The organism is Hydrogenophaga palleronii NBRC 102513 (assembly GCF_001571225.1).
Classification (GTDB): Bacteria; Pseudomonadota; Gammaproteobacteria; order Burkholderiales; family Burkholderiaceae_C; genus Hydrogenophaga; species Hydrogenophaga palleronii.
Map to the genome: position 1 here is coordinate 14,747 of NZ_BCTJ01000036.1, position 21,473 is coordinate 36,219.

At 68.6% G+C, this 21,473-nt stretch carries 19 protein-coding genes; 16 read left to right on the top strand and 3 right to left on the bottom strand.

Annotation, left to right across the window (positions count from 1 at the left end; genetic code table 11):
- Positions 1 to 31 precede the first annotated feature (31 nt).
- The 7 genes from HPA01S_RS18690 to HPA01S_RS18720 all read left to right on the top strand — a co-directional run bounded on the left by HPA01S_RS18690 (position 32) and on the right by HPA01S_RS18720 (position 7,981).
- Positions 32 to 940 carry an ABC transporter permease gene (locus tag HPA01S_RS18690; RefSeq protein ID WP_066272304.1) on the top strand — a complete coding sequence of 303 codons (909 nt, stop codon included), beginning with the start codon at positions 32 to 34 and terminating at the stop codon, positions 938 to 940.
- A gap of 128 nt (positions 941 to 1,068) precedes the next feature.
- Positions 1,069 to 1,905 (top strand): ABC transporter permease, encoded by an 837-nt coding sequence (locus HPA01S_RS18695; protein WP_066272305.1) that lies wholly within the window; start codon positions 1,069 to 1,071, stop codon positions 1,903 to 1,905.
- A gap of 276 nt (positions 1,906 to 2,181) precedes the next feature.
- Entirely contained in the window at positions 2,182 to 3,651 is a 1,470-nt protein-coding gene (locus tag HPA01S_RS18700) for an aldehyde dehydrogenase (RefSeq protein ID WP_066272307.1), read from the top strand.
- 129 nt (positions 3,652 to 3,780) lie between these two features.
- Positions 3,781 to 5,091 (top strand): 4-aminobutyrate--2-oxoglutarate transaminase, encoded by a 1,311-nt coding sequence (gene gabT, locus HPA01S_RS18705; RefSeq protein ID WP_066272308.1) that lies wholly within the window; start codon positions 3,781 to 3,783, stop codon positions 5,089 to 5,091.
- Positions 5,088 to 6,434 (top strand): glutamine synthetase, encoded by a 1,347-nt coding sequence (locus tag HPA01S_RS18710; RefSeq protein WP_066272312.1) that lies wholly within the window; start codon positions 5,088 to 5,090, stop codon positions 6,432 to 6,434. The genes gabT and HPA01S_RS18710 overlap by 4 nt, the downstream gene beginning before the upstream one ends.
- Before the next feature lie 78 nt (positions 6,435 to 6,512).
- Complete coding sequence (locus tag HPA01S_RS18715; RefSeq protein ID WP_066272315.1) at positions 6,513 to 7,298, top strand: BUD32 family EKC/KEOPS complex subunit; 786 nt, start codon at positions 6,513 to 6,515, stop codon at positions 7,296 to 7,298.
- A gap of 110 nt (positions 7,299 to 7,408) precedes the next feature.
- Positions 7,409 to 7,981, top strand: coding sequence for a cytochrome b (locus tag HPA01S_RS18720; RefSeq protein WP_066272319.1), 573 nt, complete (start codon positions 7,409 to 7,411; stop codon positions 7,979 to 7,981).
- Positions 7,982 to 8,011: 30 nt separating this feature from the next.
- Here the strand turns inward: HPA01S_RS18720 and HPA01S_RS18725 are convergent, their stop codons facing one another.
- Together HPA01S_RS18725 and HPA01S_RS18730 are read right to left on the bottom strand one after the other, a co-directional pair.
- On the bottom strand, positions 8,012 to 8,782 hold the full coding sequence (locus HPA01S_RS18725) for a class II aldolase/adducin family protein (RefSeq protein WP_066272321.1): 771 nt from the start codon (positions 8,780 to 8,782) through the stop codon (positions 8,012 to 8,014).
- A 104-nt stretch (positions 8,783 to 8,886) separates the two neighbouring features.
- Positions 8,887 to 9,192: a zinc/iron-chelating domain-containing protein gene (locus HPA01S_RS18730; protein WP_084360820.1), complete on the bottom strand. Its 306-nt coding sequence runs from the start codon at positions 9,190 to 9,192 to the stop codon at positions 8,887 to 8,889.
- Between the two features lie 76 nt (positions 9,193 to 9,268).
- On the opposite strand from HPA01S_RS18730, the gene mprF reads away from it, so the two are divergent.
- Positions 9,269 to 11,842, top strand: coding sequence for a bifunctional lysylphosphatidylglycerol flippase/synthetase MprF (mprF, locus tag HPA01S_RS18735; protein ID WP_157085090.1), 2,574 nt, complete (start codon positions 9,269 to 9,271; stop codon positions 11,840 to 11,842).
- Complete coding sequence (locus HPA01S_RS18740) at positions 11,839 to 13,305, top strand: virulence factor family protein (protein WP_066272324.1); 1,467 nt, start codon at positions 11,839 to 11,841, stop codon at positions 13,303 to 13,305. The genes mprF and HPA01S_RS18740 overlap by 4 nt, the downstream gene beginning before the upstream one ends.
- Positions 13,306 to 13,318: 13 nt before the next feature.
- On the opposite strand, the gene HPA01S_RS18745 is transcribed toward HPA01S_RS18740, so the two are convergent.
- Entirely contained in the window at positions 13,319 to 13,909 is a 591-nt protein-coding gene (locus HPA01S_RS18745) for an NADPH-dependent FMN reductase (RefSeq protein ID WP_066272325.1), read from the bottom strand.
- Between the two features lie 145 nt (positions 13,910 to 14,054).
- Between HPA01S_RS18745 and mnmG the strand changes: the two genes are divergently transcribed.
- The 7 genes from mnmG (at position 14,055) to HPA01S_RS23740 (ending at position 21,455) form a co-directional block, all read left to right on the top strand.
- Positions 14,055 to 16,037: a tRNA uridine-5-carboxymethylaminomethyl(34) synthesis enzyme MnmG gene (gene mnmG, locus HPA01S_RS18750; protein ID WP_066272327.1), complete on the top strand. Its 1,983-nt coding sequence runs from the start codon at positions 14,055 to 14,057 to the stop codon at positions 16,035 to 16,037.
- The gene (rsmG, locus tag HPA01S_RS18755; RefSeq protein WP_066272329.1) at positions 16,034 to 16,708 is read left to right on the top strand and encodes a 16S rRNA (guanine(527)-N(7))-methyltransferase RsmG; all 675 of its coding nucleotides are present in this window, start codon (positions 16,034 to 16,036) and stop codon (positions 16,706 to 16,708) included. Before mnmG ends, rsmG begins: the two co-directional genes overlap by 4 nt.
- A gap of 92 nt (positions 16,709 to 16,800) precedes the next feature.
- Positions 16,801 to 17,415: a LysE family transporter gene (locus HPA01S_RS18760; RefSeq protein WP_066272331.1), complete on the top strand. Its 615-nt coding sequence runs from the start codon at positions 16,801 to 16,803 to the stop codon at positions 17,413 to 17,415.
- A 6-nt stretch (positions 17,416 to 17,421) separates the two neighbouring features.
- On the top strand, positions 17,422 to 18,192 hold the full coding sequence (locus HPA01S_RS18765; protein WP_066272333.1) for a ParA family protein: 771 nt from the start codon (positions 17,422 to 17,424) through the stop codon (positions 18,190 to 18,192).
- A 15-nt stretch (positions 18,193 to 18,207) separates the two neighbouring features.
- On the top strand, positions 18,208 to 18,747 hold the full coding sequence (locus HPA01S_RS18770; RefSeq protein ID WP_066272342.1) for an RBBP9/YdeN family alpha/beta hydrolase: 540 nt from the start codon (positions 18,208 to 18,210) through the stop codon (positions 18,745 to 18,747).
- A 24-nt stretch (positions 18,748 to 18,771) separates the two neighbouring features.
- Positions 18,772 to 19,710 carry a ParB/RepB/Spo0J family partition protein gene (locus HPA01S_RS18775; protein ID WP_066272335.1) on the top strand — a complete coding sequence of 313 codons (939 nt, stop codon included), beginning with the start codon at positions 18,772 to 18,774 and terminating at the stop codon, positions 19,708 to 19,710.
- Between the two features lie 197 nt (positions 19,711 to 19,907).
- Complete coding sequence (locus HPA01S_RS23740; RefSeq protein ID WP_157085091.1) at positions 19,908 to 21,455, top strand: methyl-accepting chemotaxis protein; 1,548 nt, start codon at positions 19,908 to 19,910, stop codon at positions 21,453 to 21,455.
- The last annotated feature ends 18 nt before the right edge of the window (positions 21,456 to 21,473 follow it).

Genomic DNA, 21,473 nt, shown 5'->3' on the forward strand with positions numbered 1-21,473 from the left:
TTTGGTTAGCCTACTTTTGCAGGAACTTCGTATGGCTTCAATCCCTGTACCCGGCAAGCGCTTCGTGATCGGCGTGCCCTATGTGTGGCTGCTGGTTTTCTTCTTTCTGCCGTTCCTGATCCTGCTGTACATCAGCTTCGTGGACATGGGCAACGACATCAGCCCGTTCAAGCCGATCTGGGATCCGGTCAGCGGCATCCTCCACCTGAAGTACGAGAACTACCTGGCGATCTTCCGCACGGAAGAGGGCGCGCCGCTGTTCCGCACGCTCTACATCGACGCCTACCTGCGCTCGATCTGGTACGCGCTGTGCACCGCGCTGCTGTGCCTGGTGATCGGTTACCCGTTCGCCTATTTCATCGCTCGCTCACCGGCGAGCGTGCGCCCGGCGCTGCTGCTGATGGTGATGCTGCCGTTCTGGACGTCGTTCCTGCTGCGCGTCTACGCCTGGAAGGGCATCCTGGCCGACCAGGGTGTGTTCAACCGCTTCCTGATGACGGTGGGCATCGTCAACGAGCCCATCCACATGCTGTACACCAACGTGTCGATGCTGATCGGCATGACCTATGTGTACCTGCCGTTCATGATCCTGCCGCTGTACGCCAACCTGGTGAAGATGGACTTCCGCCTGCTGGAGGCCGCGTACGACCTGGGCACCACGCCGTTCAAGGCCTTCTGGCTGATCACCGTGCCGCTGTCCAAGGCCGGCATCATCGCCGGCTTCATGCTGGTCTTCATCCCCAGCGTCGGCGAGTTCGTGATTCCCTCGCTGCTCGGCGGGCCGGAGAACCTGATGATCGGGCGCGTGGTGTGGGACGAGATGTTCACCGCCAACGACTGGCCGCGCGCCACTGCACTGGCGGTCGTGATGATCGCGTTGATCGTGATTCCGCTGGCGCTGTACTACCACTACAGCGCTGACCCGAACGAGAAGAGATGACCCCCTGCGCCGCTTCGCGGCTTCCCCCAGCAAGGGGGACGGTGCGGGTGGCCCGGCACAGCCGGCTCCACCGCATCGCTGAATGAAGACCTGTGTATCCGCGCGTTTCATTGCAAGGAGAGAAGATCATGAAACAAGTCCTTGAAAAGCACTTCGGCAAGTTCTGGCTCGCGCTGGTCTATGCCTTCCTGTACCTGCCGCTGCTGTTCATGATCGTGTTCTCGTTCAACAGCACGCGGCAGGACGCGCGCTTCACCGGCTTCTCGCTGCGCTGGTACGAGGCGCTCACGCGCGACACGAAGATCGTCGAAGGCTTCTGGCTCTCGCTCAAGGTGGCGACGATCACCGGGGTGCTGTCGGCGGTGCTGGCCACCTTCGCCGCCTTCGTGCTGGTGCGTTACCGGCGCTTCCTCGGGCGCACCATCTTCAGCGGCATGGTCAACGCGCCGCTGGTGATGCCCGAGGTGATCATCGGCCTGTCGCTGCTGCTGCTGGCGGTGGGCGTGCAGAACGTTTTCGGCTGGCCGCAGCGTGGCCTGCTCACCATCATCCTCGGCCACACGCTGCTGGGCATGGCCTATGGCGTGGTGGTGATCCAGTCGCGGCTGGCCGAGATGGACCGCTCGATCGAAGACGCCGCCATGGACCTCGGCGCCAAGCCGTACCAGGTGTTCTTCCTCATCACCCTGCCCAACATCTTCCAGGCTCTGCTTGCGGCGTTCCTGCTGGCCTTCACGCTGTCGTTCGACGACGTGGTGATCGCCGAATTCCTCTCCGGCCCGGGTGTGAGCACGCTGCCGCAGGTGATCTTCGGTTACGCCCGGCGCGGCATCAACCCGACCATCTACGCCGCGGCCACGCTGCTGATCACCACCGTGACCATCGTGATCGTGAGCTACGCGGTCTGGGTGGCGCGCGCCACGCGCAAGCGCGAGCGTGAAATGGCGGCCGCGGCAAAGAGCTGATCCCGCTTGCGCCGCGCCTGCGGCGCGTCACCCCCCAAGGGGCAACACCTGAGGCCGGGCGGAGCCCGTTCCGTGGTGTTCCTGGACAGAAAGCGCGTCTGCCGGCGCTGCGTCGTGCCTGCCACGCGGCGCGGCCCATGCCGTCGGGATTTGTGCGTGCGGGTGCCCATGCGGTGCGGCGCAACGGACGGCAAGTGGACTGTCTGTTTTGAGGGTTTCGGGCGTAGCATGAAGGCCACTTCGCGCTTCGCGAGGCGACAACCCGGAACCCGACCCATGACCGACCTGACCTTCGACGGCCGCGCCTTCATCAACGGCGAACGTTTCGCCGCGCGCGACGGCCAGACCTTTGACTGCATCTCGCCGGTGGACGGCCGCCTGCTCACCGCCGTGGCGCGCTGTGGCGAGGCCGACATCAACGCCGCCGTGGCCGCCGCCCGCGCGGCCTTTGAAGACCGCCGCTGGAGCGGCATGGCGCCGGCGCAGCGCAAGCGCGTGATGATCAAGTTTGCCGACCAGCTGATCGCGCACGCCGACGAGCTCGCGTTGACCGAAACCCTGGACATGGGCAAGCCCGTGAAGTACGCGCGCAGCGTGGACGTGAACAGCGCGGCCAACTGCATCCGCTGGTACGGCGAGGCGGTGGACAAGGTGTACGACGAGATCGCGCCCACGCCCAGCACCGCGCTGGCGTTGATCACGCGCGAGCCGGTGGGGGTGGTGGGCGTGATCGTGCCCTGGAACTACCCTATGATCATGGCGGCCTGGAAGATCGCGCCGGCACTCGCCGCCGGCAACTCGGTGGTGCTCAAGCCGAGCGAGAAGAGCCCGCTGACTGCGCTGCGCCTGGCCGAGCTGGCGCTGGCCGCCGGTATTCCGCCCGGTGTGTTCAACGTGGTGCCGGGTTACGGTGCCGAGGCCGGCAGCCCGCTCGCGCTGCACATGGACGTGGACTGCATCGCCTTCACCGGCAGCACGCGCGTGGGCAAGCAGATCCACGTGATGGCGGGGCAGAGCAACCTCAAGCGCGCCTGGACGGAGCTGGGCGGCAAGTCGCCCAACATCGTGTTCGCCGATTGCCCCGATCTCGACAAGGCGGTGGACGCCGCGGTGGGCAGCATCTTCTTCAACCAGGGCGAGAGCTGCAACGCGCCCTCGCGCCTGTTCGTCGAGGCCTCGATCAAGGACGCCTTTCTGGAGAAGGCGCTCAAGCTGGTGCCGCAGTACCAGCCGGGCAACCCGCTGGAGAAGAGCACGGTGATGGGCGCCATCGTCGACCGCACGCAACTCGACACCGTGCTGCGCTACATCGACAGCGGCCAGAAAGAGGGCGCGAAACTGCTCGCCGGCGGCGAGGCGGTGGAGCCGGTGAAGGGCGGCCTGTACGTGCAGCCGACTATCTTCGACGGCGTGACCAACACCATGACCATCGCGCGCGAGGAAATCTTTGGCCCGGTGCTCTCGGTGCTGTCGTTCACCGACGCCGCCGACGTGGTGCAGCAGGCCAACAGCAACATCTACGGCCTGCAGGCGGCGGTGTGGACGCGCGACATCAACAAGGCCCACGGCGTGGCGCGTGCGCTGCGCGCCGGCACGGTGCACGTGAACTGCTACGACGAAGACGACATCACCGTGCCCTTCGGTGGCTTCAAGCAAAGCGGCGTGGGGCGCGACAAGTCGCTGCACGCGTTCGACAAGTACACCGAGACGAAAACCACCTGGATACGGATCGACTCCCCCCTGTAACGGTGCCCCCCGCGGCGCTTCGCGTCACCCCCCAAGGGGGCGGCACTGGCGGTCTGGCAAAGCCAGTCCCGCGGTGCCCTTGAACAAGACACTTCGCACCCCGTGGTGCGCTTTTGAAGGAGACCTCTCATGAACGCACCGCACAAATCCGAGCAGCTCAACGCACCGCACACCAACGCCGCCTGGCACGCGCGCCGGCAGGCCGCCACGCCGCGTGGGGTCGGGGTGTTTGGTGACTTCTTCATCCAGAAGGCGAAGAACGCCGAGTTCTGGGACATCGAGGGCCGCCGCTTCATCGACTTTGCGGGTGGCATCGCGGTGCTCAACACCGGCCACGTGCATCCCAAGGTGCAGGCCGCCATTGCGGCGCAGCTGGAGCGTTTCACGCACAGCTGTTACCAGGTGGTGCCGTACACCGAATACGTGGCGCTGGCCGAACGCATCAACGCGCTGGTGCCGATTGCCGGGCCGGTGAAGACGGCGTTTTTCTCCACCGGCGCCGAGGCCATCGAGAACGCGATGAAGATCGCGCGCTCGTCCACCGGCCGCTCCGGCGTCATCGCCTTCGGCGGCGCCTTCCACGGCCGCAGCATGTTCTCGGTGGCGCTCACCGGCAAGGTGCAACCCTACAAGGCCGGCTTCGGCCCGTTCCCGCCCGAGATCTACCACGTACCCTTCCCGGCGCAGGGCGCTTCGCTGGACGAGACGAAACACGCGATGGAGCAGCTCTTCAAGTGCGACATCGAACCCTCGCGCGTGGCCGCCATCGTGTTCGAGCCGGTGCAGGGCGAGGGCGGTTTCAACGTGATCCAGAAAGAAGCCGTGGTGTGGCTGCGCGAGCTCTGCGACCAGCACGGCATCCTGCTGGTGGCCGACGAAGTGCAGACCGGCTTTGCGCGCACCGGCAAGCTGTTTGCGATGGAGCACTTCGGCGTCAGCCCCGACCTGATGACCATGGCCAAGAGCATGGCTGGCGGCACCACGCTGTCGGCGGTGAGCGGCAAGGCCGCCATCATGGACGGCCCGGCCCCGGGTGGCCTGGGCGGCACCTACGCCGGCCACCCGCTGGCCATTGCCGCCGCGCTGGCCGTGCTCGACGTGATGGAGGAAGAGCGCCTGCCCGAGCGTGCGCAGCGCCTGGGTGACGAGCTGATCCACCACCTGAAGGCGCAGCGCCAGCGGTACCCCCAACGCATGGGTGACGTGCGCGGTCTGGGCGCCATGGTGGCCTGCGAATTCATCGACGCCGCCACCGGCGCACCCGACGCCGAGGCCACCAAACGGGTGCAGATGGCGGCGCTCGAACGGGGCCTGCTGCTGCTCACCTGCGGCGTGTACGGCAACGTGGTGCGCTTCCTGTTCCCGCTCACCATCGAAGACACGGTGTTTGCAGAAGGTCTGGCCGCGTTCGACGCGGCACTGGCCGAGGTGATGGCTTGAGCCTGGCGCCGGCAGCGGCGTTGGACGAGCGCATCGCCTCGTTGCGCGCTGCCGGCGTGCATTCGGTGTTGGCCACCTTCACCGACCTGCTGGGCGCCCCCAAGGGCAAGCTGGTGCCGCTGGAGCGCCTGGCCACCGCGGTGCACAGCGGCGCCGGCTTTTCCGGCCCCAGCATCGCCGGCACCGGCCTGCCGCGTTTTGGCGCGCGCAGCGAGTACATGGGCCGCGTGGTGCCCGAGAGCCTGCGTCCCTTGCCCTTCATGCCCGGCGTGGCGCACGCGGTGTGCGACGGTTTTGCCGGTGACGAGCCGCTGGAGACCTGCCCGCGCCAGCTGCTGCGGCGCCAGCTCGCGCGGCTGCGGCAACGCGGCTGGACGCTGTGGGCCGGCATCGAGCCCGAGTTCTTCCTGCTGCAGCGCGACCGGGAAGGCCGCTGGGTGGTGGCCGACGCCGAAGACCGCCTCGCCAAACCCTCGTACGACCTGCAGGGCATCGCGCGCAACTTCGGCTTTCTGGACAACATGCGCCAGACGTTGGCCGCGCTCGGCTTCGAGCTGGAGCAGATCGACCACGAGGACGCGAACGGCCAATACGAGATCAACTACCGGCACGACGAAGCGCTGGCCGCCGCCGACCGTTACCAGCTCTTCAAGCTCGCCGCGCAGGCTGTGGCGCGGCAACACGGCGTGGTGTTCTCCACCATGCCCAAACCGTTGGCGCAGGCGCCCGGCAGCGGCCTGCATTTCCACCTCAGCCTGACCGACGCGCAAGGCCGCGCCGTGATGGCCGACCCCGCCGGTGTGCTGGGCCTGAGCGAGGCCGGCCATGCCTTTGCCGCCGGCCTGCTGCACCACGCCGATGCCCTGGCCGCGCTGTGCGCGCCCACCGTCAACAGCTACAAGCGCCTGGCCGCGAGCCGCAGCGCGTCGGGCACCACCTGGTCGCCGGTGTGGAAGGCCATGGGCGACAACAACCGCACCTGCCTCGTGCGCGCCGTGGCCGGCCGCATCGAGTGGCGCCTGCCCGACCCGGCCTGCAATGTGTACGTGGCGCTGGCCGCCACGCTGGCCGCCGGCCTGTCCGGCATCGACCAGGCCTTGCCCGCCGTGGCGCCCTGCGAGGACGACCTGTACGAACGCCACGCCATGGGCGACGCCTTGCCCGCGCGCCTGCCGCGCGACCTGCTGGCCGCGCTCGACGCGCTGGCGCAGGACACTGTGCTGCGCGAGGCGGTGGGCCTGACGTTTTGCGCCGAATTTCTGGCGCTCAAGCACGGCGAATGGGCCAGCTACAGCCAGCAGGTGAGCGACTGGGAACTGCAGCGCTACGCCGACGCGGGCTGAGGTTGCGGCCTCGCCAATCCGGGTGAACCGGGGGCGATATCGCCGGCGGTTGCGGGCTTTCGGGATAATCGCGCCCTTGTGAGCCTGCCCGACCCCACCCCTACCGCGTCATCGCCCAAGACCTGGACCAAGACCGCCGACCGGCCGCTGCGCAGCGCGGTCAAGTCGTTGGGCATCTGGGTGTTCGCGCATTTTGTCGGTGTGCCCGTGCCCTGGCGTGCGGTGCGCCAGACCGATGCGCGCGCCCTGCTGGCGTATGAGCACCAGCGCCTGGTGGCGCTGGCGGCGGCGGGCGAGCAGGTGCCGGCGGTGGTGGCCTTCGACGGTTTTGCGCTCACCACGGGCGACATCGGTGAAACGGTGGACCTGCAGCTGCACCGCCTGCCCGAAGACCAGCGCCTGCCCCTGATGTGTGCGGCCAGCGCCGACCTGGCGCGTTTCCATGCGCGTGGCCACTGGCACGGTGGCGCACAGCTGCGCAACACCACCTGGGACGGCCACCGGTTTGCGCGGCTGGATTTCGAGGAGCGCCTGCGGCCCGGCATGGCGCTGGACACCGTGCAGGTGTACGACGTGCTGCAGATGCTGTTGTCGCTGGCGCGTTTTCTGCAGCCGCTCGGGCCTTCGGCGGTGCTGGCGGTGCTGCAGGCCTACGAGGCGGCCGGCCCGGGCGGCCCGGCGGTGCGCGCCTTCATCGAGCACCTGCTGCCGCGGCTGGAGCGTGTCTCGCGCATCGCCGCGTGGTCCAGGCGGCTGGATGGCTCGCGCGAGCTGATGCGGCTGCGCACCGTGCTGCAGGGCATGTCGGCCTTCGTGGCCAGCGCGCCGGCGCCGGGGCCCGGCGCCACCCCCCGCAGCGAATAAAGACCGAACAAAAACGCTGCAGCCCGGCCGGTCTGGACGGGAACTGTTCTCATTCCGCACGCCTCTGCCGACCAGTCCTTTTTCTTTTTTCACGCCGCAACACCCTGACCATGAGCGCTTCCCTGCCCGCCACCGCTTCCCCCTGGTTCGACACCCCGCAACGTTTCGGCCGCATCACGCGCTGGCTGCACTGGGGCATGGCGTTGTTGTTCGCCTGGCAGTTCGTCGGCATGGGCCTGCGCCTGGCGCTGGGCCGCACGCCCCTGGTGTCCTTCTTCGTCGGCACGCACGCCAGCGTCGGCCTGCTGCTGCTGATTCTGGTGTTGCTGCGTGGTGCCTGGGGGCTGGCCAACCGGGCGCGGCGTCCGTCGCACGGCGACAGCCTGCTCGGCCGCGCCGCGCGCCTGGGCCATGCGGCGCTTTACCTGCTGATGTTCGTGGTGCCGGCGCTGGCGCTGGTGCGGCTGTACGGTTCGGGCCGCGCCTTCGCCTGGTTCAACACCGTGCCGCTGTTTGCCGCCAGCCCGAAGGACGAAGCCCTGATCGCCCCCGCCGCGCTGCTGCACGGCCCGCTGGCCTGGTTGCTGCTGGCGCTGGTGGCAGGCCACGTCGGCATGGTGCTGCTGCACCGCTGGCTGTGGCGCGACGGCGTGGCCGAACGCATGATCGGCCGTGTGCGCTGAGCCTGCCGCCGTTGGCCGGCGTTCAGGCGTTCAGGTCTTGTAGCCCGGGTCCAACCGCTCGGCCTTGCGCAGCAGCGCCGGCCACGCGAGCTGCGCGCCCTGGCCCGCGGTGGCGATGCGCATCACGTCGGCCATGCCGGCGAGGATGCGTGGGTCCACCGGCGTGAGCTCACCGCCGCCGGCCAGGGCGTCGATCTGGATGCGGCAGGTGTTCTCGAAGGTGTACATGGCGAGAAACGCCTCGGCGATGCCACGGCCCACGGTGAGCAGGCCGTGGTTGCGCAGCACGAGGTAGCTGGCCTGGCCCAGGTCGGCCTGCAGGCGCGGCTTTTCTTCCGGCCGGAAGGCCACGCCTTCGTAGTCGTGGTACGCGAGCGAGTTCAGCACGAAGGTGGCCTGCTGGCTGGTCGGCAGGATGCCGGCCTTCTGCGCGCTCACCGCCACGCCGGCGCGCGTGTGGGTGTGCAGCACGCAGCCGGCCTCGGGCCGCGCCTCGTGCACCGCGCTGTGGATCACGAAGCCGGCCGGGTTCACGGGGAAGGGCGAGTCGTGCAGCTTGTTGCAGGCCATGTCGACCTTGACCAGGCTGCTCGCCGTGATCTCGTCGAACATCAGGCCGTAGGGGTTGATGAGGAACTGGTGCTCGCCCCCGGTCACGCTGTCGGGCAGTTTGGCGCTGATGTGGGTGAACACCAGGTCGCTCCAGCCGTAGGCGGCGACGAGGCGGTAGCAGGCAGCGAGGTCGCAGCGCAGCGCCCATTCTTCGGCGCTGACGACTTCCTTGAGGGAGGGGATGTGCATGGGGTTGTCTCCTGCGAAGCCGCTCGTGGTGCGCGGCCGGCTCCCACTGTAGGCCCAAGGCTGGCGGCGTGCTTGTCGCTGCGAGGACAGGCCTTCTGCGCGCCTCAGAAAACGCGCTGCGTGACGACGGCGGTGGCGGGCGCGGTGTCCTGCTCCAGCCGCGTGAGCCAGGCCATGGCGTGGGCGCGGTCGGTGCCGCACATCTCGGGGCCGGGCGCGAGCGAGCCGCAGACGGCCGGGCGCTCGGGCTGGCCGAACAGGCGGCAGCGCAGGGCATCGTCGAGCTGCGGGCACGGCATGCCGGCCGGTTTGCCGTGGGGCAGGCCGGGCAGGGGGCTGCTGATCGACGGCGCGGTGCAGCAGGCGGCGCAGCCGGGGCGGCAGGCCGTGGAGGAGGGGGCGGAACGCATGGCCCGCATTGTGATGGGGTGCGGGGCGCACGCGTACACTGCCTCGACAACATCCCCGGACTGACGTACGACGCCCATGCCCGTGACCGTGACATCTCCCGACACCCTGGTGTCCAGGCTGCGCCAGTGGCGTTTGTGGGTATATGCGGCGCTGGCCGTGCTGCTCGGCATGTTGGTGGTGCAGGCCTCGCACAAGCTCATGACCGAGCTGAGCTACGGCGAGATCGTGGAGGCGGTGCGCAGCACGCCGGCCACGGTGCTGCTGCTGTCCATCGCCGCCACCGCCGCGAGTTATTTCTCGCTCACCTTCTACGACCGCACCGCGCTGGCCTACGCCGGTGCGCAACTGCCGCAGCGCGTGGTGGCCAAGACCGCCTTCATCGCCTATGCGCTTTCCAACACCATCGGCCTGGGGGTGTTGACGGGCGGTGCGGTGCGCATGCGGCTGTACGGTGCGGCCGGGCTGGAGGCCGGGCTGATCTCGCGCGCCATCGTCTTCAACGCCTTCGGGTTCGGCATCGGCATCGTGGTGGTGGGGGCGGCGGCGCTGGTCTGGGGCGCGGGCACGGTGCAGTCGGTGTTCGGCACGCCACCGGGCCTGCTGCGCGGCCTGGCGGTGGCGGTGCTGCTGGCGGCCGGGGCTTTCATCGGCTTCTGTCGCCATGGCGGCGTGCAGCCGGTGTTCCGCGGTGTGGCGCTGCGCCTGCCGAGCGCGTCGCTGGCCTTGCAGCAGCTGCTGATCTCGGCACTGGACGTGGTGGCTGCGGCGGCCGCACTGTGGTTCCTGTTGCCGGCCGACGCGATTGCCTTTCCGGCCTTCGTGGGCTTCTTCGCGCTGGCCATCGCGCTCGGTGTGATCAGCCATGTGCCGGGCGGCCTGGGGGTGTTCGAGGCGGTGATGCTGCTGGCGCTGGGCAACAAGGTGCCGCCGCAGCAGCTGGCCGCGGCCCTGGTGCTGTTCCGCGTGGTGTATTTCCTGCTGCCGCTGGCGCTCGCCCTGGCCCTGCTGGTGAGCGCGGAATGGCGGCGTGGCGCGGCCACCCCGATGGTGAAGGCCGCGGCCAGCCTGTCGCCGCTGCTGCTCTCGGCCTACACCTGGGTGGTGGGCGTGGTGCTGCTGGTGTCGGGCGTGACGCCGGCCACCGAGGGCGCGACCGAGCTGCTGTCGATGTACATGCCATTGCCGCTGGTGGAGGCGGCGCACTTTCTGGGCAGCATTGCCGGCCTGGCGCTGCTGTTTGTGGCGCGTGGCATGTTCCTGCGGCTGGACGCCTCGTGGTGGGCCGGCCTGGGCCTGGCACTGGTGAGCCTGGCGCTGTGCCTGCCCAAGGGCATTGCGGTGTCCGAGGCGCTGCTGCTGCTGTTGCTGGCGGCGGCGCTGGCCGTGTCGCGCAAGCAGTTCAACCGCCGAGCGGCGCTGTTCTCGCAGGCCTTCACCTGGGGCTGGCTGGCCGCGGTGGCGGCGGTGGTGGCGGCGGTCACGGCGCTGCTGTTCTTCGTTTACCGCGACGTCGATTACGTGGACCAGGTCTGGTGGCAGTTCGAGTTCGACGCCTATGCGCCGCGCTCGATGCGCGCGCTGGTGGCCGTGTGCCTGATCACCCTGGTGGTGGCGCTCAGCCGCCTGTGGCGCCGCCCGCCGGTGCGGCTGGTCAAGCCCGAGCCCGGCGCGCTGGAGCAGGCCGCACGCATCGTGCGGGCCCAGCCCTCGGCCGGTGCCGGCCTGGTGCTGATGGGCGACAAGAGCCTGATGGTGTCGGACTCGCAGCGCGCCTTCATCATGTTCGGTCGGCGCGGCCGCTCGTGGGTGGCGCTGTACGACCCGGTCGGGCCGGTCAACGAATGGGCCGAGCTGGTGTGGCGCTTCGTCGAGCAGGCGCGCGAGCAGGGCGGCCGCGCGGCCTTCTACCAGGTGCGCCCCGATGGCCTGCCGGTGTACCTGGACGCCGGCCTGCGTGTGCACAAGCTGGGCGAGTGCGCGCTGGTCGAGCTGCCGGGCTTCAGCCTGCAGGGCAAGGCGCGCGCCAACCTGCGGCACGGTGTGTCGCGCGCGCAGCGAGAGGGCCTGAGCTTCGAGGTGCTGGCGCCGGCGCAGGCGGTGGAGGTGTTCACCGAACTGCAGTCGATCTCCGACGCCTGGTTGAGCGACCACCAGACGGCGGAGAAAGCGTTTTCGCTCGGCGCCTTCCGGCGCGACTATGTGCTGCGCCAGCCGGTGGCGGTGGTGCGGCAGGGCGAACGCATCGTGGCCTTCGCCACGCTGCTGTGCACCGACCAGAAGCTGGAGGCCAGCGTGGACCTGATGCGCCAGCACCCCGACGCGCCACGCAGCGCCATGGACTTCCTGTTCGCGCAGACCATCCTGCATTTCCAGGCGCAGGGTTACCAGCGCTTCAATCTCGGCATGGTGCCGCTGTCGGGCATGGCCCAGCACCCGCTGGCGCCCAACTGGCACCGCCTGGGCCGCCTGCTGTTCAACCATGGCGAGAACTTCTACAACTTCCAGGGCCTGCGCGCCTTCAAGGAAAAGTTCGACCCGGTCTGGGAGCCGCGTTACCTGGCCTCGCCGGGTGGCTTCGCGCCGTTTTTCATCCTTGCCGACGTGGCCGCGCTGATCGCGGGTGGCCTGCGTCGGGTGATCGCCAAATGAAGACCTCTTCGCTGTTCACCGCCGGCCTGCTGTCGGCCGCCCTCGCATGGCCCGGCCTGCTGTTCGCGCAGACGGTCCCCAAGACCGCGCCGGTGCCCGTGACCAACCCCGCCGCTCCGGCGGTGGAGACGCTGTCGCACGGCAACTTCAAGCAGCTGTTGCTCTACCGGCCGGCGGGCGCGGCCAGCTCGTTCGTGCTGTTCCTCTCGGGTGAGGCTGGCTGGACGCCGGCGCTGGCCGGCCAGGCGCAGGCCCTGGCCGGGCGTGGCGCGCTGGTGGCGGGCATCCACACGCCGCGCCTGCTGGCGGCACTCACCAAGGACGCGGGCGACTGCCTGCTGCCCGATGGCGACCTGGAAAACCTCTCGCACTTCCTGCAGGGTTATGCGCGCCTGCCGGCGTATTTCCCGCCGCTGCTGGTGGGCGAGGGCCTGGGCGGCACGCTGGCCTACGCCATGCTCGCGCAGGCGCCGGCCCAGACCTTTGGTGGCGCGGTGTCGATCGGCTTCTGCCCGGCCTTGACGGTGCGCCGGCCGCTCTGCAAAGGCGAGGGCGTGAACTTCAAACGCCGCGCCGACAAGACGGGGGTGGACCTGTTGCCGAGCTCGCACGTGGGGGCGCCATGGACCGTGCTGCAAGGGACTGCCGGGCAGCCGGCCTGTGCAGCGGATACCGCCACTTCGGACTTCGTGGCCCAGGTGCCGGGCGTGCGCCTGGTGAACGTGGCGGCCGGTGGCGACAGCACCAGCGCCTTGCTGGAAGCCCAACGCGCTTTCGTGGGTGCCGCGGCCCCGGCAGGAACCGCCGCCGCGGTGCCGCCGCAGCCGGCCGACCCCGGCGTGGCCGACCTGCCGCTGGTGCCGGTGCCCGTGCCCGCGGCGTACACGGGAGCGCCGTCCGACACCTTTGCGGTGCTGCTCTCGGGCGACGGCGGCTGGGCCGGCATCGACAAGGACCTGGCGGCCAGGTTCGCCGCCGCCGGGGTGCCGGTGGTGGGCTGGGATTCGCTGCGTTACTTCTGGTCGGCGCGCACGCCCGAGGGCCTGGCGCGCGACCTGGACCGCGTGCTGCACAGCTACGCCGGGCAATGGAAAAAAAGCCGGGCGCTGCTGATCGGTTATTCGCAGGGTGCCGACGTGTTGCCGTTTGCCGTCACGCGCCTGTCCGCGCCCTCGCGTGCTCTGGTGGCGCACACGGTGCTGATCGGGCCGGGCGAAAAGGCCTCGTTCGAGTTCCGGCTCAGCAACTGGATGAAGCGCGACAGCGGCGGCCTGCCGCTCAGACCCGAGTTGCAGAAGCTGAGTGCAGCCAACACCCTGTGCGTGTACGGCACCGGCGACCGCGACACTGTGTGTGGCCGCGTGCCCACCGCGCAGGTGACACCGGTGCCGCTGCCGGGTGACCACCACTTCAACGGCGAATACCAGAAGCTGGCCGACGAGATCTTGCGGCGCACGCGCTGAACGCGCGCCGGGTTCAGCCGTGCAGGCGCTGCGCGGCCCACAAGACCTGCTCGACCACGCCCTGCACACCCCGGCGTGCCGCCTCGTGCAGCAACTGGCCGTCGGCGTCGAAAGCCTCGCCGGCACGGGCCAGGGCAAACTGCTTCGGGGTCAGCCAACACTGCAAATTCAATAGCAGTGGAGACAGGTGAGACAAGCTCTGTAGCCCACCAAGAGCTCCCGGGGAGGCGCTCATCAAGCCCACCACCTTGCCCGCAAACGGCTTCAGGCCGTCGCCCCAGGTCGGGTCGCCCTGCACCGGGCTGGAGACCCAGTCGATGGTGTTCTTGAGCAGGCCGGTGTAGCTGCCGTTGTATTCGGGCGAGCAGATCACCCAGGCCGGGTGGGCGTGAAAGATTTCCTTCAGGCGGATCGCGGCGGCCGGCGTGCCGCGCGCTTCGAGGTCGGCGTTGTAGATCGGCAGGTCAAAGTCGGCCAGCTCGATGTGCGTGACGCTGGCGCCCGCGTCGCGCGCGAGCGCGGCAGCCACCTGGGCCAGGCGGCGGTTGTGGGATTGGGCGCGGGTGCTACCGGCAAAGATGAGCAGGGGCGGGGCTGTGGTCATGCGCGGATTCTGTCACTGCGCCCGCGCAGCATTCCTGCGAACTGGCCGGGCACGCGCGGAACCCGGTACGGAAATCGGTCAACGGTGGGACAATCGCGGGTTGCCCGGGGCGCCGGGCTGCTGCACTTTTGAAGCGACCACCACCATGTTGTACCCCCAGGAATTTGATGTCATCGTCGTCGGCGGCGGGCACGCCGGCACCGAGGCCGCGCTGGCCGCCGCTCGCATGGGCTGCGCCACGCTGCTGCTCACGCACAACATCGAGACCCTGGGCCAGATGAGCTGCAACCCCAGCATCGGCGGCATCGGCAAGGGCCACCTGGTGAAAGAGGTGGACGCGCTGGGCGGCGCCATGGCGCTGGCCACCGACGAGGGCGGCATCCAGTTCCGCATTCTCAACAGTTCCAAGGGCCCGGCCGTGCGCGCCACCCGTGCCCAGGCCGACCGCGTGCTCTACAAGGCCGCGATCCGCCGCACGCTGGAGAACCAGCCCAACCTGTGGCTGTTCCAGCAGGCGGTGGACGACCTGATGGTGGAGGGCGACCGTGTGGTTGGGGCTGTGACGCAAGTGGGCATCCGCTTCCGTGGCCGCACGGTGGTGCTCACCGCCGGCACCTTCCTGGACGGCAAGATCCACGTCGGCCTGAACAACTACGCCGCCGGCCGCGCGGGCGACCCGCCTGCGGTGTCGCTCTCGGCCCGGCTGAAAGAGCTGCAGCTGCCGCAAGGCCGGCTGAAGACCGGCACGCCGCCGCGCCTGGATGGCCGCAGCATCGACTATTCCAAATGCACCGAACAGCCCGGCGACGGCGTGCCCGGCGGCATGAACGCAGACCGGCCGGTGCCGGTGTTCAGCTTCATGGGCAGCGCGGCCATGCACCCGCAGCAGGTGCCGTGCTGGATCACGCACACCAACCAGCGCACGCACGACATCATCCGCTCGGGCTTTGACCGCAGCCCCATGTTCACCGGCAAGATCGAAGGCGTGGGCCCGCGCTACTGCCCGAGCGTGGAAGACAAGATCAACCGCTTTGCCGACAAGGACAGCCACCAGATCTTCCTGGAGCCCGAGGGCCTGACCACGCACGAGGTCTACCCCAACGGCATCTCCACCAGCCTGCCGTTCGACATCCAGTACGCGCTGGTGCGCAGCATGCCGGGGCTGGAGAACGCGCACATCCTGCGCCCGGGCTACGCCATCGAGTACGACTACTTCGACCCGCGCTCGCTCAAGAGCAGCTTCGAGACGAAACAGATCCAGGGCCTGTTCTTCGCCGGCCAGATCAACGGCACCACGGGCTACGAGGAGGCGGCGGCGCAAGGCCTGTTCGCCGGCATCAACGCCGCGCTGCAGTGCCGCGGTGAGGCCGCCTGGCTGCCGCGCCGTGACGAGGCCTATCTCGGCGTGCTGGTGGACGACCTGGTGACCCAGGGCGTGACCGAGCCCTACCGCATGTTCACCAGCCGCGCCGAGTTCCGCCTGCAGCTGCGCGAAGACAACGCCGACATGCGCCTGACCGAAACCGGCCGCCGCCTGGGCCTGGTGGGTGATGCGCGGTGGGATGCTTTCTGCCGCAAGCGCGATGCGGTTTCACGTGAAACAGAACGCCTGAAAGCCACCTGGGTGAATCCGCGCAACCTGCCGGCGGAGGAGAGCGAGCGGGTGCTGGGCAAGGCCATCGAACACGAGCACAACCTGTTCGACCTGTTGCGCAGGCCCGCGGTGAGTTACCCGGACCTGCTGGGCATGGACGGTGGCAAGTACGTCAACCCCGAGGTTTCACGTGAAACACTGGCCGACCTGCTGGAGCCGGTGGTGGAGCAGATCGAGATCGCGGCCAAGTATTCGGGCTACATCGACCGCCAGAAGAGCGAAGTCGAGCGCGCAGCCCATTACGAAGGCCTGAAGCTGCCGGCCGATCTGGACTACTTGCAGGTCACGGCGCTTTCGTTCGAGGCGCGGCAGAAGCTCGCCAAACACAGGCCCGAAACCCTGGGGCAGGCGTCCCGCATTTCGGGCATCACGCCGGCCAGCATCTCCCTGTTGCTGATCCACCTGAAAAGGGGCGGCTTCAAGGGTTTTGCCACGTTGCCCACCCAGGCGGCTTCGGCGGGCGCCGAGGCATGAGCGGCTTGCGCACCACCCTGGAGGCGGGCCTGCAGGCGCTGAACCTCCCGCTCGACGACCGCCAGATGAACCTGCTGCTGGACTACCTGGGTCTGCTGCAGAAGTGGAACAAGGTCTACAACCTCACGGCCGTGCGCGATCCGGCCGAGATGATGACCCACCACCTGCTCGACAGCCTGGCCGCCGTGGGCCCGCTCCTGCGCCAGACGCAGGGCAGGGCGCTGCAGCTGCTGGACGTGGGTTCGGGTGGCGGCCTGCCGGGGGTGGTGATCGCCATCACCTGCCCGCACATCCAGGTGACCTGCGTGGACACGGTGGCCAAGAAGGCCGCCTTCATCCAGCAGGCGGCGGCCTCGCTCAAACTGCCCAACCTGCGTGGCCTGCATGCCCGCGTGGAAAGCCTCAACGCCCTGTCGGGCCAGGGCTTCGACGTGGTGTGTTCGCGCGCCTTTGCTTCCCTGGTGGACTTCACGCGCTGGTCGCGTGACGCGCTCACCGAGGGCGGCATCTGGATGGCCATGAAGGGCAAGCACCCCGCCGACGAGCTCGAAACCCTGACGGCCGAGGCGGGTGCGGTAGACGTGTTTCACGTGGAACAGCTGCAAGTGCCCGGCCTGGATGCCGAGCGCTGCATCGTCTGGATACGGCCCGTTCCACCGGCTGTTGCCTGAGCATCACAGCGGGCGAACCACGCCGCGCGAAGGGCGGGCGGATGCGCAAACCCTTCACGTAAACTCGACCCTCTACTTCCTGGGGTTCTTCCATGTTCGGCATTGCTGATTACGGCGCCTTTGTGGCCGCCATCGTCCTCTTTTTGCTCATTCCCGGCCCCGGGAATCTGGCGCTGATCACCTCCACCAGCAAGGGCGGCGTGCGGGGTGGCCTGGCCGCCACCTTCGGCGTGATTGCTGGCGATCAGGTGCTGATGTGGCTGGCGGTGGCGGGCGTGGCCGCGCTGCTGGCGGCGTACCCGGCAGCTTTCAGTGCGGTGCAGTGGCTGGGCGCGGCGTACCTGGCCTGGCTGGGCTGGAAGATGCTCAGCGCCAAGCCCGGTGATGCCCCGGTGCTCAACATCCGCCCACGCCAGTACTTCCAGCAGGCCGCGCTCATCACCCTGCTCAACCCCAAGGCCATCGTGTTCTACATGGCCTTCTTCCCGCTGTTCGTGGACCCGGCCCGCCACCAGGGCATGGCCACCTTCGGCGCCATGGCCGCCACCGTGGCCGCGCTCACCTTCCTGTACGGGCTGACGGCCGTGCTGCTCACCCATTTCCTGGCGGCGCGCATGCGCGCCAACCCCGCCATCGGTCGGGTGCTGGAGAAGCTGGCGGGCGTGTTCCTGATCGGCTTCGGCATCAAGCTGGCGATTTCAAGGTAAGTACCCATGGCCAAGATTTTTTGTGTGGCGAACCAGAAGGGCGGGGTCGGCAAGACCACCACCACCGTCAACCTCGCCGCTGGCCTGGCCAAGGTGGGGCAGCGCGTGTTGATGGTTGACCTCGACCCGCAGGGCAATGCCACCATGGGTTCGGGGGTGGACAAGCGGCAGATGGCGCTGTCGGTGTACGACGTGCTGCTGGAGTCCGCCTCGGTGGCCGAGGCGGCGGTGTTCTCCGAGAAGTGCGGCTACCACGTGCTGGGCGCCAACCGCGAACTGGCCGGCGCCGAGGTGGAGCTGGTGGAGGTGGAGCGGCGCGAGAAACGCCTGAAGACCGCGCTGGCCGAGGTGGACGCTGCCTACGACTTCGTGCTGATCGACTGCCCGCCCAGCCTGTCCATGCTCACCCTCAACGGCCTGTGCGCGGCGCACGGCGTGATCGTGCCCATGCAGTGCGAGTACTTCGCGCTCGAAGGCCTGACGGATCTGGTCAACACCATCAAGCAGGTGCATGCCAACTTGAACAAAGACCTGGCCATCATCGGCCTGCTGCGCGTGATGTTCGATCCGCGCATCACCCTGCAGCAGCAGGTGAGCGACCAGCTCAAGTCCCACTTTGGCGACAAGGTGTTCGACACCGTGATCCCGCGCAACGTGCGCCTGGCCGAAGCGCCCAGCTACGGCCTGCCGGGCGTGGTGTTCGATCCGTCGGCGCGCGGCAGCCAGGCCTTTGTGGCCTTCGCGCAGGAAATGGTCGCGCGCATCGTCAAGCTCTGAGTGGTGCTGTTTCACGTGAAACCCCACAACGTTCTCATCCTGCCCGGCTGGCAGAACAGCGGGCCGGCGCACTGGCAAAGCCGTTGGGAAGACCTGTACGGCTACCGTCGGGTGGACCAGCACGACTGGATGCGCCCCCGGCGCGGCGACTGGATCGCCCGCCTGGAAGAGGTGCTGCTCGGCTGTGACGAGCCGGCCGTGCTGGTGGCGCACAGCCTGGGCTGCCTGCTCACCGCGGCCTGGGCCGACCACTCGCAAAACACCTCGCGGGTGAAGGCCGCCTTGCTGGTGGCACCGGGCGACGCGGAGCGCGAAGCGCTGCAGCCGGTGCTGCCGAGCTGGTCGCCCGTCCATCTCCAGCGGCTGCCGTTTCCCAGCGTGCTGGTGGGCAGCCGCAACGACCCGTATTGCAGTTTCGAGCGCGCCCAGACCCTGGCCACGGCCTGGGGCTCGCGCTTTGTCGACCTGGGCGATGCCGGCCACATCAACGCCGAATCCGGCCTGGGCAACTGGCCGGCCGGCCACGCGGTGCTGGCCGAACTCACGAACCTTTGATTTTCAGAAGCAGGAACAAGACCCATGGTCACCAAAAAACCCAAGGGCCTCGGCCGCGGACTCGAAGCCTTGCTCGGCCCCAAAGTGGTGGAGGGCGCTGCCGCCCCCGGCGCTGAAGCCGCCGCCGGCGGCCTGCCGACCACGCTGGCACTCGACCAGCTGGTGGCCGGCATGTACCAGCCGCGCACCCACATGGACGAAGGCGCGCTCTACGAGCTGGCCGAGTCCATCAAGGTCCAGGGCATCATGCAGCCCATCCTGGTGCGGCAACTGGCCGACGGCCCGAACGCCGGCAAGTACGAAATCATCGCCGGCGAGCGGCGCTTCCGTGCCTCGAAGCTGGCCGGGCTGGACAGCGTGCCGGTGTTGGTGCGCGACGTGCCCAACGAGTCGGCCGCCGCCATGGCGCTGATCGAGAACATCCAGCGCGAAGACCTGAACCCCCTGGAGGAGGCCCATGGCCTGCAACGGTTGGTGAAAGAGTTTGGGCTCACTCACGAACAGGCGGCGCAGGCCGTGGGGCGTTCGCGCAGCGCCGCCAGCAACCTGCTGCGCCTGCTGCAGCTGGCCGAACCGGTGCAGACCATGTTGATGGCGGGTGACCTCGACATGGGCCATGCGCGCGCGCTGCTGGCGCTGGACAAGGCGCACCAGATCACGGCCGGCAACCAGATCGCAGCCAAGAAGATGTCGGTGCGCGAGGCCGAAAGCCTGGTGAAGAAGCTGGGCGCCGAGTTCGCGCTGGCGCCCCAGAAGCTGCAGAAGGAAAAGTCGCGTGACATCCGCCGCGTGGAAGAAGAGCTGGCCGACCTGCTGACCGCCGAGGTCGAGGTGCGGGTGAAAAAACGCGTCAAGCGCCACGGCCGCGTTGAACAGATGGGCGAGGTGGCGATCCAGTTCGGTTCGCTGGAAGCCCTCAATGGCCTGATCGACCGCCTGCGCGGCGCGTCCAGCGGGCACTGAGCCTGGCCGGGAAGGGCCGCCCGCGGGCGGTCCGGTCCGGGTGCCGGGCGGCCACGGGCTCTGAAATGCACCGGTTTTGCCGCTGTTATCGCGGCAATGCTGCGGTGTTGCGCTGCCTAACCTGAGTGCACCCAGTCGTGGGGGCAATGTGCCTCTGTCTGAAAGCGGCTTCCCGACCTGGGTACGAGGGCCTTCCCATGTCGCCACGCTTGAATCTCGGGCAGCGCTTGCTGCTCATCAACTCCGCTTTGGTCGTGCTGCTGCTGGCCGTTGCGGGCATTGTCTGGGTGATGATGGGGAGGGTCTCGCAAGAGGCCGACCTGATCAACCAGACCAACGTGCCCCAGCTGCAAAGCATTGCAGAACTGGAGCTGAACGTGACCCGCACCTCCCTGCAGGTGCGCCACGCCATCCTCTCGCGCAACGCCGCCGAGCTCGATGCCACCCTGGCCGACATCGGCGACAAGAAGAAGCTGCTGCAGGAGCGCCTGAGAACCTTCGGCGCGGCCATGATCGACGACGCCGGCCGGCAGGCGTTTGCGCCCTTGCCTGCGCTGATGGACGAGTTCTGGCGCCACGGCGAAGCCAACGTGGCGCTCATCCAGCAGGGCCGCAAGGACGACGCGTTCGCCTACCTGGTGGACCACACCATCCCCGCGCGCAACGCCTTGCTGGTGCCGCTGGCCAGCGAGAAGACGCGCCAGGGCGAGCGCTTGTCCTCCCGCATCTCCGAAATCGAAACCCTGTCGAAGCTCGACCGCGACATCGTGGTGGCGGCGGTCGGGCTGGTGACGCTGGGCCTGATCGGGCTCGCCGTCTACCTGCGGCGTGTGGTGCGCTCGCTGGGCGCCGACCCCGACGAACTCAAGCGCATTGCCGACGCGGTGGCCGCCGGAGACCTCGGCGTGTCCATGCAGGTGCGCGCTGGTGATACCCAGAGCGCGCTGGCCGCGTTGCGCACCATGACGCAGAAGCTGACGGTGTCGGTGCAGGCGGTGCGCAGCGGTGCCGAGTCGGTGTCCAACGGCAGCGCAGAAATCGCCTCGGGCAACAGCGACCTGTCGCGCCGCACCGAAAGCCAGGCCAGCGCGCTGGAAGAAACCTCCGCCTCGATGGAGCAACTGGGCAGCACGGTGACGCAGAACGCCGACCACGCACGCACCGCCAACCAGCTGGCGCAGGGCGCCTCCGCCGTGGCGCAGCAGGGCGGAGATGTGGTCAATGAAGTGGTGCAGACCATGAAGGACATCGAGGCCAGCTCGAAGAAGATCGCCGACATCATCGCGGTGATCGACGGCATCGCCTTCCAGACCAACATCCTGGCGCTCAACGCCGCGGTGGAAGCGGCGCGCGCCGGCGAGCAGGGCCGCGGCTTCGCGGTGGTGGCCGGCGAGGTGCGCAACCTCGCGCAACGCTCCAGCCAGGCGGCGAAGGAGATCAAGGATCTGATCGGCGAGAGCGTCGGCCGGGTCGAGCAGGGTGTGCTACTGGCCGACAAGGCCGGCACCACCATGCAGGAGGTGGTGGGCAGCATCCGCCGCGTCAGCGACCTGGTGGGCGAGATCAGCAGCGCCAGCACCGAACAGAGTGCCGGTGTGTCGCAGGTCGGCGAGGCCGTGATCCAGATGGACCAGACCACACAGCAGAACGCCGCCCTGGTTGAACAGATGTCGGCCTCTGCCACCAGCCTGCGCCAGCAGGCACAGGACCTGGTGCAGGCGGTGGCGGTGTTCAAGCTGAAGTGATTTCGGAGCGCCCCCCTG